Raw genomic sequence first — 15006 nt, 5'->3', positions numbered from 1 at the left:
CTCAACGACTCCGATTAGGCGCGATGTTGTTTGATTAGGTCAATGAAGTGATCGAAAAGTGGGGCTGCATCATGCGGTCCTGGGCTGGCTTCAGGGTGCCCCTGAAAACTGAACGCCGGCTTTTCGGTATGATGAATGCCTTGCAAGCTACCATCAAACAACGACACATGGGTGGCACGTAAGGTGTCAGGCAAACTGTCCTTATCCGCCGCAAACCCGTGGTTTTGGCTAGTGATCATCACCACACCACGGTCCAGATCTTTGACTGGATGATTGGCCCCGTGATGACCAAACTTCATCTTAATCGTGTTCGCCCCACTGGCGAGGGCTAAGATTTGATGGCCAAGACAAATACCAAACAAAGGCAAACCTTCTAACAAGAAAGTGCGAGTCGCTTCAATCGCGTAATCACACGGCGCCGGATCGCCGGGGCCGTTAGATAAGAAAACGCCATCCGGGTTCATCGCTAACACGTCGTCAGCTGGCGTGGTAGCAGGCACGACTGTCAAACGACAACCTCGGTCGACCAACATACGCAAAATATTGCGCTTGGCACCAAAATCGTAAGCGACCACATGGTATGGCAAATCATTCTCAGCAACCGCCTCAGGCAGCCCCTGATGCAGTTGCCACGAGCCCTGGGTCCAGCTATAGCTATCAGGTGTCGTTACCGCTTTAGCTAAATCCATTCCCTTCAAACCAGGGAAATCTTGCGCTTTCGCAAGTGCCAAGGCTTCATCGACACTGTCACCTGCAACGATACAGCCATTCTGCGTCCCCTTTTCCCGCAACAAGCGCGTGAGTTTACGCGTATCAATATCGGCAATGCCGAGAATGTTGTGCTGTTTGAGGTAATCAGAAAGGGATTGTTGATTGCGGAAGTTGCTGGCTAACAGGGGAAGATCACGAATGACGAGGCCTTGGGCATGAATTTGGGAGGATTCTTCGTCTTCGGAATTGGTGCCGGTATTGCCTATATGGGGGTAAGTAAGGGTGACTATCTGACGGGAATAAGAGGGGTCGGTTAATATTTCTTGATACCCCGTCATCGAGGTATTGAAAACCACTTCTCCCACCGCGGTGCCATCAGCGCCGATCGGGGTACCGTGGAACACTGTCCCATCTTCTAGGACTAAGAGCGCAAACTTGCTCAAGACAACCTCCAGTTATATAGAAATGCACTTTTTACGACTAACGTTGCATTCACGTATTCCATCTAAGATCAAAACCCACGTCAAGCTGAATTTTGACAAATTGCGCGCATTCTAGGGGCGAGCGAAGGAGCTGTCAATCAAACCTTATCTTTTGCCCTTCTTTTATTAGCCTCTCAATAAAAACACGGACTCAAGTCGCCATAAAGCACAGCTTTAATGGCTGTTTCGGTATGAAAAACCTCCAAACCTGTGAATATGACGACTTTGTCTTCCTTGATCAGGCCATGAATATCAAAATAAGATAGCAAACGTTTACCTTTAATCGTTTATTGCTTATAAACCACGAATGTTCGCAAAATTGCACCCAACAGTAGATAAAAGACAGTTTTAAAAGCGATAAAAGGCGAAAAGGAAGGGAAGATGAGCGGAAATGAACAAGGCCGAAAAAAAACATCGCGCCGAAGCGCGATGAATAATTATTTTAAATCGAGTACATCTTGCATGGTATAAAAGCCCGATTGATACTGGTTAAGCCATACCGCAGCCCGCACCGCCCCTTTGGCAAAGGTGTTGCGGTTAGAGGCTTTATGGGTAATTTCAACCCGCTCACCAATATCAGCAAACATGGCAGTATGCTCACCCACAATATCGCCTGCCCTCAGGGTGGCAAAGCCAATTTCGTCACGGCGACGCTCTCCGGTGATCCCTTCACGTGCATAAACCGCCACATCACTCAAGTTATTGCCCATCGCTCCGGCGATCGCCTCACCCATTCCAAGTGCAGTCCCTGATGGCGCATCGACTTTGTGACGGTGGTGTGCTTCTACAATTTCAATGTCGCACTCCTCTCCCATCACCTTGGCGGCTTGCTCCAGCAACTTGAAGACAAGGTTCACACCCACACTATAGTTTGGCGCCATGACCAATGCCGTCGACGAGGCAGCCTCTTGGATGGCGTGCTTTTGTTCGTCATCAAAGCCCGTGGTGCCAATGACCAACTGCTTATTTTTTTGCTGGCATAACGCCAAATTCGCCATGGTGGCCGAGGGGGCCGTAAAATCGATAATAACATCGAAGTCATCACTAACTTTGGTAAGATCGTCCACCACGTGAACCCCCAAACGGCCAATGCCCGCGAGCTCGCCGGCATCGGTTCCCACGAGGCTTGACTCAGGACGCTCACTCGCCGCGCCCAGTGTCGCTCCAGAAGACTGCGCAACCGCTTGAATGAGGTTTCGGCCCATACGTCCAGCCGCGCCTGCAATGGCAATACGTACCATGATTTTCCCCTTTGTCACTCTGCCAGTACACTGGCTCCTTGATCGTAATCCACCACTCTAGCGCGTTCCCTCGCGCTTGTATATTGGCGAAAAAAAAGGAAGCCTTCGCTTCCCTTTTTCAACCGGTCATCACTTTAGGTGACTTCTCGAATTTGTAACTCTTTCGGCACTTCAAAGAACATGTTTTCTTCACGGCCCACGAGGTTCTCAACCTCTTTCGCGCCTAGCTGTTTGATGCGTTCAATAATTTGATCCACCAACTCTTCTGGCGCCGAAGCACCGGCGGTGATCCCAACCGTCTGCTTGCCTTCAAACCAGACCGGGTCGATATCTTCTGCGGTATCGGTTAAATAACCTGGCGTACCCAGTTTTTCTGATAGCTCTCGCAAGCGATTAGAATTAGAGCTATTTTTCGAGCCGACCACCACCATGACATCGCAACTTTGCGCCAGATCGCGCACGGCGTCTTGACGATTCTGCGTGGCGTAACAGATGTCATCTTTACGTGGCCCTTGGATATTAGGAAATACCTTACGCAGAGTATCAATCACGTCCGCGGTTTCATCGACCGATAGCGTGGTTTGACTGACGTAATGCAGGTTATCCGGATCGTTCACCTCAAGGGTATACACATCTTCGGGCGTTTCGACTAAATACATACCGCCGGTTTCACTGGCGTATTGCCCCATGGTGCCTTCCACTTCCGGATGGCCAGCATGGCCAATCAATACCACTTCCATATTTTTACGGCTGGCGCGGGCGACTTCCATATGCACCTTGGTCACTAACGGACAGGTGGCATCAAACACGGTTAATTGACGTGACTTGGCTTCGTTGCGCACGGCCTGAGAGACGCCGTGCGCAGAGAAGATGACAATATTGTCATCGGGTACTTCGCTGATCTGCTCAACAAAGATTGCGCCACGCTGTTTTAAGCCTTCCACCACAAAGCGGTTATGTACCACTTCATGACGGACATAAATGGGCGGCTGATAGATTTCCAGCGCACGCTCGACAATACTGATTGCACGGTCAACACCCGCACAAAAGCCACGGGGGTTCGCAAGTAAGATCTTCATGACTACGCCTTATTGCACACTTATAATTTCAACGTCAAAAATGACGGTTTTCCCGGCCAAGGGGTGATTAAAATCAACCGTCACTGAGTCGCCAGTAACAGCGGTTACAATGCCTGGAATCTCTTGCCCTTGAGGGCCACTAAACGCAATAATCGCGCCTTCTTCTGCTGGCGTATCTCCACCAAAATGTCGGCGATCCATATGATGGATATTGTCGGGATTTGGCTGACCAAAGGCATCATCAGGCGCTAATGTAAAACTGCTCGATGCCCCTTCTTTTAACCCCAATAAGCAGGTTTCGAAGTTATCCGTCAAGCTACCATCACCCATGACCAGTTTCGCGGGTTTACCCGCATTGTGTGTTGTATCGGCCACCGAACCATCTTCAAGCTTGATGGTAAAATGCATGATGACTTCGCTAGAGGCACTGATCGCTTTCATTGTTCGTCCTTATAGAAAGTGTCTGTCGGGTAATATGTACGCATCACCCTTACTTGGTCGATGACTGATCGTGGCGAAAACTCTCTACAATCACTAAGGCGGCTCCCAAACAGATTGCCGAATCGGCCAGATTAAACGCTGGCCAATGCGACGTGCCAATGTAAAAATCTAAAAAATCAATCACATAGCCATGAACAAGCCGGTCAAACAGATTGCCCAAGGCTCCGCCAATGATCATCGCATAGGCAATATTAATCAGCCGTTTACCTGCCGATGTGATCCGCATCCAATACGCAAGTAATCCGCTCACCCCTAGCGCAATCACACTGAATAACCAACGTTGCCAGCCCCCCGCATCACTGAGAAAGCTAAACGCCGCACCGTGATTATGCACGTAAGTAAGATTAAAAAAGGGCAACAGTTCAATCCGATTAGCAAATCCATACTCCATGGTTTGCATCACCAGCCATTTGCTGCCGATATCGAGAGCGAATACCAGCGGCGCTAGCCAAAGCCAGCGCCATCCTGATTGTGAGAGTGAAAGAGTCTGCATCACGCAAATTGGCGAGTTTCGCCTTCTCCTGCAATATTGGTCACACAACGGCCACAGATCTCTTCATGGCCAGCAATGGTGCCAACATCTGCAACGTGATGCCAACAACGCTCGCATTTCGCCGCAGCTGATGCACTCACCTCAACCGCCAAGCCGTCTACATCGGTTTGCGTCGCTGAAGCCGGTGCGTCGCCGGAGACCACAGTCGCTTGCGAGGTCAGCAGTACAAAGCGAAGTTCATCGCCCATTAAACGGAGTTTTTCCGCAAAGTCTGCTGGTGCATAAAGCGTTACTTCCGCCTCAAGTGAGCCACCGATCACTTTCTCGTTACGCGCATGTTCGAGGGTTTTGTTAACCGCATCGCGCACATCGAGCAATTTCGCCCAGAAAGCCTGATTCAGTACCGCATTTTCTTCAAGATCAAACAGACCGTCGTACCATACTTCAGTAAAGACAAACGGGTTGCGCTCACCTGGCATTTCATTCCAGATTTCGTCCGCCGTGAATGACATGATAGGCGCCATCCAACGCACAAGCGCTTCCACAATGTGGAACAAAGCCGTTTGGCAGCTACGGTGTGCATGGCTGCCCGCTTTCGCGGTGTACTGACGATCCTTGATGATATCGAGGTAGAACGATCCCATCTCGATTGAGCAGAATTGCATCAAACGTTGAGTCACTTGGTGGAAGTTGCACGCGTCATACGCCGCTGTGATTTCTTGCTGCGCTTCGAGTGCACGTCCTACCGCCCAGCGGTCGACGGCCACCAAGTCTTCCGCAGCAACAAGATCGGTGTTTGGATCAAAACCGTGTAAGTTCGCCAACAAGAAGCGCGAGGTGTTACGAATACGACGATAAGCATCAGCACTGCGTTTCAGAATTTCATCCGAGACACTAATTTCGCCGGTATAATCGGTCGATGCCACCCACAAACGCAGAATATCGGCACCCAGCTTGTTCATCACGTCTTGCGGCGCGATCGTGTTCCCCAAAGATTTCGACATCTTGCGGCCTTTGCCGTCAACGGTGAAACCATGAGTCAGCACTTTGCGATACGGGGCCTTTCCTTTAATTGCGACCGATGTCATCAGCGACGATTGGAACCAGCCACGGTGTTGATCTGAGCCTTCCAAATACATATCGGCTTCTTGGCCGTTAAACTCTTCTCGCTGGTTAACCACGGCATAATGCGTCGCGCCAGAGTCAAACCACACATCTAGCGTATCCAGTACTTTCTCGTACTGGTCAGCGTCGTCGCCCAGTAGATCATTGAGATCCAAATCCCACCACGCTTGAATACCGGCTTTTTCCACACGCTGAGCCACTTGTTCAATCAGGTTCAGCGTATCAGGGTGCAGCTCTGAGGTTTCTTTGTGAACAAAAAGGGCGATGGGCACGCCCCAAGTCCGCTGACGAGAGATACACCAGTCTGGACGCCCTTCAACCATGGATTCAATGCGGCTTTGACCCCAATCAGGGATCCATTCAACGTTCTTGATCTCTTGCAACGCTTTGTTACGCAGGCCCGCTTTGTCCATGGCAATAAACCACTGTGGGGTCGCACGGAAAATGATGGGGGTTTTGTGGCGCCAGCAATGTGGATAGCTGTGCTCATACGCATGATGATGCAGCAGCGCACCGTGTGTTTTGAGCGCTTCAATCACACTGTCGTTGGCTTTAAACACATGTTGACCCGCAAACAGTGGCGTATCTGGCAGATAAACACCATTACTGCCAACCGGGTTTGCTACTTCAAGATCGTATTTCTGCCCCACCACAAAGTCTTCTTGACCATGCCCAGGTGCGGTGTGCACCACACCAGTACCGGACTCGGTGGTGACGTGTTCGCCAAGGATTACTGGCACATCAAAATCGTAAAAAGGATGCTGCACGCGTTGCAGCTCAAGCGCTTCACCTTTACAGAAACCAAGGTTGTGGTAGTGCTCAATGCCCGCGCGATCCATCACATCTTTTGCCAGCTCTGCGGCAAGAATTAAACGCTGAGGCTGATCGCCTTCAACCTGTACTAAGACATACTCCAAGTCCGCCGCCACCGCGACAGCACGGTTCGCAGGCAAGGTCCAAGGAGTGGTGGTCCAGATCACCGCTGACACGGGGCCTTCCCCTTGATGATCGCCCGCTAGGGTAAATACATTGACCAATGCCTGCTCATCAACGGCTCGGAATGTGACATCTATCGACGGTGAGGTCTTGTCTTGGTACTCAACTTCGGCTTCGGCAAGCGCCGAACCACAGTCTGTACACCAATGCACTGGCTTAAAGCCCTTATGCAAATGGCCATTACTGGCGATTTTACCCAGCGCGCGAATAATGCTCGCTTCGGTATTAAAATCCATCGTCAGGTAAGGTTTATCCCACTCACCCAACACGCCTAGGCGTTTAAAATCAGCCTTTTGGCCTTCCACTTGCTTAGCGGCATACTCGCGACATTTTTCACGAAATTCGGCGGTAGAGATCTTTTGACCCGGCTTGCCCACCTTTTTCTCGACCATCAACTCAATCGGCAGACCGTGGCAATCCCAACCAGGGACATACGGTGCGTCATAGTCCGCCAGTGTTTTCGATTTAATAATAATGTCTTTGAGAATTTTATTAACAGAGTGACCAATATGAATGTTGCCGTTCGCGTACGGGGGACCATCATGCAAAATAAATGTTTTTTTGCCTTGCTTCGCTTGACGGATTGCACCGTAAAGATCGTCATCATACCAACGCTTGAGCATATCGGGCTCGCGCTTAGCAAGATTACCTCGCATCGGAAAGGCTGTTTCCGGCAGGTTTAAGGTATCTTTGTAGTCACTCATTGATTATCGATTCCGTATGGAGGTTACACTCTAGACATTATTGCCATCAGCCAACCACGCACGCGCGGCTGATGCATCTCGTTGAATTTGCATTTTTAACGCATCTACTGACGCGAATTTGGTTTCATCACGCAATTTGTGCAATAAGCTCACTTCTAATTGTTTGCCATATAGGTCGATCGTTTGATCGAATAGGTGAACTTCTAATTGCTGGCGGGAGCCATTCACCGTGGGCCGATTCCCCACATTCGCGACGCCCGGTAAAGATTGTCCTGCGATGGCCCCCGTCACGGTGACAACGTAAACACCAGAGACCGGGGAGACTCGACGCTTCAGTAATACATTCGCAGTCGGAAAACCGATTGTGCGTCCGAGCTTCTGCCCATGAGCAACTCGCCCACAAATACTATAAGGACGTCCCAGCATGTCGGCGGCGACATCCAGTTTACCCGCAGAAAGCGCATCGCGGATCGCCGTGCTACTCACGCGTTGATCACTGACACAGAAGCTCTTAGTACTGACTACCTCAAAGTGATGCTCTCTTCCCGCTTGCTCTAAACGTGAGAAGTCGCCGGCACGCTTAAGGCCAAAGCGAAAATCGTCACCGACTACCAGAAACTTAACACCCAATTGATTGACCAACAAGCGGTCAACAAAGGCATCAGGGCTCATGGCCGCAAATGCAGGCGTAAAGTTCACGCATAAAAGTCTGTCGATACCTAATTTGGCGAGCTGGGTGTATTTATCCCGCAATCGCGATAAACGCGCTGGGGCTTGCTCACCTTGAAACAACTCGAGAGGTTGTGGCTCGAACAACATAACAGTCGCAGGCAAATTGAGGGCTCTGGCTTTTTCAACCACTCGACACAACACAGCTTGATGCCCGAGGTGGACACCATCAAAGTTACCAATGGTCAGTACACAGTCTCGGTGTTGCGCCCGGATATTGTGGATACCTCGAATTAATTCCATCGCCTGCTGACTATTTGAACTGTAAAAACTGGCGGATTATATACTAGTCAGCGCTGGCAATCAGCCCTGGATTGATATTCCGCGCTTGCCATCATCCTCGATGACGGATATCACCCAACCTCACACCGCATAGCACCGCGGTGACCAGATAGAGCGCTCCTCCGCCAATAATGCAGCCAGCCAAGCTAACACTGCGTGAAAATAATGACATAGCGACCCATTGCGACAAGCTTGGCATGAGCACATATAGCCCAACGACCATCACACTCACGGCGACGAGCAATTTAAGAATAAACGTTAATGTCGATTGAGACAGGCGGTAAATATGGCGACGATGTAAGCCTTGATAGAGTAGACCCGCATTAATCAGTGCAGACAGAGCCGTTGCTATTGCCAGACCAACATAGCTGAAGAAGTAGGCAAAAATCGCATTAAACACCATATTGCTCACCATGGCCACCACACCATACTTAACCGGCGTTTTCGTATCTTGACGCGCATAGTAGCCTGGCGCAAGCACCTTGATCACCATGAAGTTCACCAAGCCGCACGCATAGGCAACCAAAGATAAACTCGCCGCTTGGACATCCGGGACCCCGAACTCCCCACGCATAAATAGCACCATTAACATCGGTTTTGCCAACACAATCAGTCCTGCCATCGCCGGAACCCCGAGCAACAAGACCATACGCACCCCCCAGTCCATGGTAGCAGCAAACTGTTTAGGGGATTGATCAACGTGCTTTTGAGATAAAGCAGGCAGAATGACAGTAGCAATTGCAATGCCAAATAGGCCCAATGGAAACTCAAGCAGCCTATCGGAGTAATACAGCCAACTGATTGAGCCAGTCATCAGAAAACTGGCGATAAAGGTATCAAATAAGAGGTTAATCTGGCTGACAGAAACCCCGAATAACGCAGGGATCATCAGCTGTCGAATCTTGACCACACCAGGATGCTGCCAGCCCCATTTGGGCCTCACCAACATTCCTTCTTGCGATAAAAAAGGCAGTTGAAATAAAAGTTGGACCACTCCACCGGCAAACACCCCGATCGCCAGACCAATTTCAGGTTGTGCCAAATGCGGGGACAAGCCTATCGCAGCCGCAATAATCGCTATGTTTAAAAAAACAGGGGTAAAGCTGGAGACAGCAAATTTATTTAGCGTATTAAGGATGGCCCCCGACAAAGCCACAAAGGTAATAAACCATAAATAAGGAAAGGTGATTTTCAGCATCAAGCTGGCCAGCTCAAACTTTGCACCATCCGGGTGCCCGTCTAGCCAATCAACAAACCATCCTGTACCAAACAAAGCAGCCAAAACCGGGGATCCAATGACCCCGAGCAATGTGACGATGGTGACCAACCCACCGAGGGTACCAACCACATTCGCGACCAGTTCACGTGAGTGCGTACGCGCACTGTCGTTTTTATCCAGCGCTTGGTATTCGGTAAGCACAGGTACAAACGCTTGCGAAAAGGCTCCCTCCGCAAATAGGCGGCGAAGAAAATTAGGGATTTTATTAGCAAAGAAAAACACATCGGCGGCCGCACCAGCCCCCATGAGATTGGCGATGACCACATCGCGAACCAACCCTAAAACGCGGGACACCAATGTCATGGCACTCACAATGAGCCCAGAACGTAAAAGTCGCTTACTCACGGTTACCTCTTGAAAACACGTGCCCGTTGCGCGTCACTGTCACGCGTTATTTTCTTCTATATCGCTTAGGCAACCCGCCCATGCAGAGAAGAAATGGAATTATAGGTGACGTTGGGGCTGAAATACTGATAGAATTAGTCGCCATATTAACTGTGATAACCCCGCAGCGCCAATACAACCTTGGAGCGGCGGATCTTTGCACAAATGAATTGACAATAGAGGCAAAAAGAGGCATAGTCCTCCGCCTTGAAATGTCACCGAACAAAAAGATTTGGGAGTTAGACCCTTGGCGAATATCAAATCTGCTAAGAAGCGTGCGATCCAATCTGAGAAGCGCCGCCAGCACAATGCAAGCCGTCGCTCTATGATGCGCACCTACATGAAGAAAACTGCTTCAGCAATTGCTGCAGGCGACAAAGAAGCGGCCACTGCTGCTTTTGCACAAGTTCAGCCTATTCTTGATCGTTCAGGCACCAAAGGCCTGATCCACAAGAATAAAGCCGCTCGTTACAAAGCAACATTCGCAGCACAAATTAAAGCGCTGTAAATATTGCTTCTTGTATAGAGATAAAAAAAACCGGCTTCGGCCGGTTTTTTTATTGTTTGTCTTTACTGGCAATATTGTACTGCCTTAGCTTACCGTCTCGCGGCAATAAAGATCGTGTAAAAGCTGGATAACCGCGACCACTTCTTCACTTTTCAGTGAATAATACACCGTCTGTGCCTCTTTGCGTGTTGCGACTAGACCATCTTTACGTAGCCAAGCAAGATGCTGAGACAGGGCTGACTGGCTCAACGGCACTCGCTCCACTAACTGCCCAACCGATAATTCACCTTGTAGCAAATAACACAAAATGAACAGGCGCTTTTCATTGGCCATGGCTTTAAGCAGGTTGACTGCCTTCGGCCCATTCTGCTGCATGCGGGCTAAATCCATTCAACTTCCATCATCAGTTAGTACTCAATAGCCACGAGTCTAGCACGATCTTTATGTCAGCTTGTAACTAAACAAATAAGTGGCTGTAATCTGCCTCACAAATCCGCTTAACAGCGGAGTGCTGAATCATACGCTCTGCAAAGATCACGTAATACTCCTCTTTTACCGCACTGAGCTCAGTAATTTGTATCGCCTGACCTAAACGCGTCACTTCTTCTGCATAGGTTGTGGGCGCAATAAATAGTGCTTGGTGGCTAATCCCGAACGCTTTCATTAATGCAGAGTCGTCAAACTCCCCCAAAATATTCGGCACAATTCCCTGCTGATCGAACCACTGCGTTAGCTTTCGTCCCATTGCGGTCGCTTTACTCGGCATCAATATTTTTTGCGTCGCTAAGCGTATCGGTAGGGGGACGTCAGGAGGCTCTGCCGGGTTAGATGAATAAAGACTCATGCTACTTTCACCAAGCTTAACGCTAAACAGCCCTGCCTGCTGGGTTGAATCTACTGGACAATCAGAAAGGATCATGTCGAGTTTATGCTCAGAGAGCTGTTCAAGCAGCATTTCGTGGGTTGATTCGAAGCAACGTAGGTGAATCGCATTATCTTTAGGAACGGCATGCAGCAAAACCTGACTGACAAGGCGCTTAGATAATGCATCGGCAACTCCCACATCAAACAAGATGTTTTCTTGTTGGCTGTAGTTAACGATATCCAGCATTTCATAGCTCAGACCAAACATACGATCGGCGTATTGAAAGACCAATTGACCAAGCTCAGTGGGCTCAACATAACGTCCATTTCGTTTGGTTAACTTGCCATTGAGGCGCTGTTCAAGGGCCCGGACTTGTCCAGTAACGGTTTGTGGCGTTAAGCAAAGTTTATCGGCGCCTTGTGTAATAGAGCCTTGCTTACAGACCATCCAGAAATAATAAAGGTGGTTATAGTTAAGATGTGCCATGCTGATTGATAAAAAAACGCCAGACGAGCAGCTTACGCTGCCCCTCTGGCGCCTTCAAGAACAATACGCGATTTAGCTTTTTACATCATCTTTATCGAGTGGCTTTCTAACTCGCTCACCCGCTCGATGTTCTAGCGCTCGCTCAGAAAAGCTGGATGCCTCAGGGGTCCTGTCTTCTTCCTTTGAAGCCACCATCTCTTTTCCGGCGGCGACCCCCGCTAGATAAGCTTGGCAAACATCACTGTTATCTTTATCCCCGTGGCAATACATCTCTTGGTTAGCCGCCATGGCAGAGCCAGTGACGCCTACCAAGCTAGTAATCAATGCTAGTGTCACCTTTTTCATATTCGTCTCCTTGTTCATCTGCAAGCGCGCTGGCGGGCGGCAGTGCAAAGTGCAACACCACGTAACCGATCACGGCAGCGATAGTCGATCCTATCAAGATACCGAGGCGGGAGAGTGTGACGAATTCGCCATTCACACCAACAAACGCCAGTGAGGAGATGAAAATAGACATCGTGAAGCCAATACCACAAAGCACTGACACCGCAAAGATGTGCGTGAAGTTAACCCGTGCAGGGAGCTTAGCAATGCCCAACTTCACCGATGCCCAACTGAAGGTGAAAATCCCAAGGGGTTTACCAATCAACAGCCCTAACGCGATACCCAACGGCAGCATTTCAGTCAAGTTTGCCAGTGATACGCCATCCAGTGACACCCCAGCATTCGCAAACGCAAAAATAGGAAGTATCAAATACGAGACATAAGGATGCAGGGCGTGCTCCATTTTTTTCAATGGCGACGGATCATTATCCGTTTTACCTTTAAGTGGAATCGCAAAGCCAAGCACGACACCGGCAAGAGTAGCGTGAACGCCTGATTGCAATACGCTAAACCACAAAATCAACCCAACCACGATATACGCTGGAATACTGGTGACTTTGCGCATGTTCATCACAACGAGTACCACTGTAGCCACAAAGGCCGACGCCAAGGCAACCACTGACAAATCACTGCTGTAAAACAGTGCGATGATCACTATCACACCAAGATCATCAATGATCGCTAGCGCGAGCAAGAAAACTTTAAGGGCAAGCGGTACGCGATTACCTAATAAAGCTAAAACACCCAGCGCAAACGCAATATCGGTCGCGGCTGGAATCGCCCAACCGGACACCGCCAATGGATCGCCCCAGTTGAACGCCAAATAAACCAATGCTGGCGCAAGCATACCACCGACCGCTGCAACCGCAGGGAACGTGGCCTTATCTTTCGAGTTTAGGGCACCTTGGACCAACTCGCGTTTCACTTCTAAACCAATCAGCAGGAAAAAAATCACCATCAAGCCATCGTTGACCCAATGGCCAATCGATAAACCGGCTACATAGGTATGAAGCGTGCTGTCATATAAAGGCTGTAAGTCCGAGTTCGCTACGAACATCGCTAACACCGCCGCTATAATCAGCACAATACCTCCTGCGGATTCCATTTTCAGAAACTGACGAATGACATCAGTCATTTAAGCACTCCATACAAAAAAAGTGGATTCCCGTAGTCTAGTCAGCCAGACCACTTTTAGAAAAATCGTTTGTTCTGATAATAAACATCGGAAAAACCGATATTAAAACTAATTTACCACTGATTTATTCGTAGTCTACGTCTTTTAACCTGACTTAATGCCTCTGTCTAGCATAGTGTCGATTAGAGGCCTGCTGTTACATTTTTTCTCAGTTTTTTTCTTCCCCGCATACTGACGCAAATAGTACCTAGAATCAGAGAGCTAACAAGTACTCAATGGGGGGATAACCTCGTCCAGATCGTATTTTCAAATCACTGCAGTATTAGTGTCATATTTCTGAAATATTACCTTTTTACTATCGCCACAGATTTTGCTTTGACACTAAACTGACATCGAACTGTCACGGAGATATCTTATGACTCCCCACGCTACAGCGGTAGAGGCAACCCAGAGCTCCTCAAATTGGCTCCGTTGGACTAAGCTTGCCGTCATGCTTTACCTCCTATTAGTGGCTGTCGCCATGGTAGGAAGTGGCTTCAAATGGGCCGTTGGTGACGAAGCGAAGACGCTTTTTGCGTTTGCTTCCCACCCCGTAGCGGGCTTAATGATTGGTATCGTTGCCACTGCATTAATCCAGTCCTCAAGCACAGTAACATCCATTATAGTCGGCTTAGTCGCTGGCGGCTTACCCGTTGAAGCGGCGATCCCTATGGTGATGGGGGCCAACGTGGGTACCTCTGTCACTAACACTATCGTGAGTTTGGGACACGCCCGCTGTAAAGTAGAGTTTAGTCGTGCATTTAGCTGTGCCACTGTTCATGACTTCTTCAACCTGTTTGCGGTGGCGATCTTCTTGCCTATGGAAATGGCCTTTGGACTGCTAAATAAAATATCAGAATGGCTGGTATCGCCATTGGCACAAACGAACGACATGAGCATCAAAGGCTTGAATTTTGTTAAGCCACTGACCAAGCCTGTTGTTAATGCGGTGCAATCGCCCCTTGAAGCAGCCCTACCTGGCAACATTGGCGGTGCTATCATGATTGCAATGGGGATTACCACTATCGTTATCGCCATTACCATCATGGGTAAAGTGATGAAGAAGCTGATGGTCGGTCGGGCTAAAGATATGCTGAAAAATGCGATTGGCCGCGGTCCATTACACGGCATTTTTTCAGGCTCTATCGTGACCGTCCTTGTACAGTCTTCATCAACCACCACCAGCTTGATGGTGCCTTTGGTTGGTTCGGGCGTCCTAAAGGTTCGTGATATTTATCCATTTACGCTAGGGGCGAACATTGGTACTTGTATCACTGCGTTGCTAGCCGCCACGGCAGTCACCGGTGAGTTCGCCATCTTTGCTCTGCAAATTGCGTTAGTGCACCTTTGTTTTAATATCCTAGCCACCGCGCTTATCTTCGGGATTCCGTTTTTACGCGAATTACCGCTCAAAGGTGCAGACTTGCTGGGCAAAATGGCAGCCAAATCGAAAATGGCCGTGCTCGTCTATATCAGCTTGGTCTTTGTGGTTATTCCAGGCTGCATCGTGTTCTTGTCACAATAAACTAGATTTCAGATAGCAATAAAAAAACGCAGCCATTTGGCTGCGTTTTTTGTTGAAA

Annotated in this window: 14 protein-coding genes; 2 read left to right on the top strand and 12 right to left on the bottom strand. The window is 49.2% G+C overall.

Going from position 1 to position 15006, the window contains the following annotated elements:
• Positions 1–14 precede the first annotated feature (14 nt).
• The 8 genes from carA to murJ form a co-directional block, all read right to left on the bottom strand.
• Positions 15–1154, bottom strand: coding sequence for a glutamine-hydrolyzing carbamoyl-phosphate synthase small subunit (gene carA / locus BUQ98_RS00150; RefSeq protein WP_074211947.1), 1140 nt, complete (start codon positions 1152–1154; stop codon positions 15–17).
• 476 nt (positions 1155–1630) lie between these two features.
• Positions 1631–2434, bottom strand: a complete 804-nt coding sequence (dapB, locus tag BUQ98_RS00145) for a 4-hydroxy-tetrahydrodipicolinate reductase (RefSeq protein WP_074211946.1) — start codon at positions 2432–2434, stop codon at positions 1631–1633.
• Between the two features lie 134 nt (positions 2435–2568).
• Positions 2569–3513: a 4-hydroxy-3-methylbut-2-enyl diphosphate reductase gene (gene ispH / locus BUQ98_RS00140; RefSeq protein WP_074211945.1), complete on the bottom strand. Its 945-nt coding sequence runs from the start codon at positions 3511–3513 to the stop codon at positions 2569–2571.
• Positions 3514–3522: 9 nt separating this feature from the next.
• Positions 3523–3954, bottom strand: a complete 432-nt coding sequence (fkpB, locus tag BUQ98_RS00135) for an FKBP-type peptidyl-prolyl cis-trans isomerase (protein WP_074211944.1) — start codon at positions 3952–3954, stop codon at positions 3523–3525.
• A 49-nt stretch (positions 3955–4003) separates the two neighbouring features.
• Positions 4004–4507 carry a signal peptidase II gene (gene lspA / locus BUQ98_RS00130; protein ID WP_074211943.1) on the bottom strand — a complete coding sequence of 168 codons (504 nt, stop codon included), beginning with the start codon at positions 4505–4507 and terminating at the stop codon, positions 4004–4006.
• Complete coding sequence (gene ileS, locus BUQ98_RS00125) at positions 4507–7332, bottom strand: isoleucine--tRNA ligase (protein WP_074211942.1); 2826 nt, start codon at positions 7330–7332, stop codon at positions 4507–4509. Before ileS ends, lspA begins: the two co-directional genes overlap by 1 nt.
• A 30-nt stretch (positions 7333–7362) precedes the next feature.
• Positions 7363–8304: a bifunctional riboflavin kinase/FAD synthetase gene (gene ribF, locus BUQ98_RS00120; RefSeq protein WP_074211941.1), complete on the bottom strand. Its 942-nt coding sequence runs from the start codon at positions 8302–8304 to the stop codon at positions 7363–7365.
• Positions 8305–8395: 91 nt separating this feature from the next.
• Positions 8396–9967, bottom strand: a complete 1572-nt coding sequence (gene murJ / locus BUQ98_RS00115) for a murein biosynthesis integral membrane protein MurJ (RefSeq protein ID WP_074211940.1) — start codon at positions 9965–9967, stop codon at positions 8396–8398.
• Between the two features lie 286 nt (positions 9968–10253).
• Here murJ and rpsT point away from each other — a divergent pair, with 286 nt between their 5' ends.
• Positions 10254–10514, top strand: coding sequence for a 30S ribosomal protein S20 (rpsT, locus tag BUQ98_RS00110; RefSeq protein ID WP_074211939.1), 261 nt, complete (start codon positions 10254–10256; stop codon positions 10512–10514).
• 84 nt (positions 10515–10598) lie between these two features.
• Here rpsT and BUQ98_RS00105 read toward each other — a convergent pair whose 3' ends face one another.
• The 4 genes from BUQ98_RS00105 to nhaA form a co-directional block, all read right to left on the bottom strand.
• A complete protein-coding gene (locus tag BUQ98_RS00105) occupies positions 10599–10904 on the bottom strand; it encodes an ArsR/SmtB family transcription factor (protein WP_074211938.1) in 306 nt (101 codons plus the stop codon).
• 67 nt (positions 10905–10971) lie between these two features.
• A complete protein-coding gene (gene nhaR / locus BUQ98_RS00100; RefSeq protein WP_074211937.1) occupies positions 10972–11865 on the bottom strand; it encodes a transcriptional activator NhaR in 894 nt (297 codons plus the stop codon).
• 72 nt (positions 11866–11937) lie between these two features.
• Entirely contained in the window at positions 11938–12210 is a 273-nt protein-coding gene (locus tag BUQ98_RS00095) for a hypothetical protein (RefSeq protein WP_074211936.1), read from the bottom strand.
• Positions 12179–13384: a Na+/H+ antiporter NhaA gene (gene nhaA, locus BUQ98_RS00090; protein WP_074211935.1), complete on the bottom strand. Its 1206-nt coding sequence runs from the start codon at positions 13382–13384 to the stop codon at positions 12179–12181. Before nhaA ends, BUQ98_RS00095 begins: the two co-directional genes overlap by 32 nt.
• Before the next feature lie 415 nt (positions 13385–13799).
• Here nhaA and BUQ98_RS00085 point away from each other — a divergent pair, with 415 nt between their 5' ends.
• Positions 13800–14948, top strand: coding sequence for a Na/Pi symporter (locus BUQ98_RS00085; RefSeq protein ID WP_074211934.1), 1149 nt, complete (start codon positions 13800–13802; stop codon positions 14946–14948).
• The last annotated feature ends 58 nt before the right edge of the window (positions 14949–15006 follow it).

Origin of the sequence: Salinivibrio sp. ES.052 (assembly GCF_900141775.1) — a bacterium.
In the GTDB taxonomy this organism is placed as follows: Bacteria; Pseudomonadota; Gammaproteobacteria; order Enterobacterales; family Vibrionaceae; genus Salinivibrio.
This window is presented reverse-complemented; position numbering and strand designations above follow the sequence as displayed.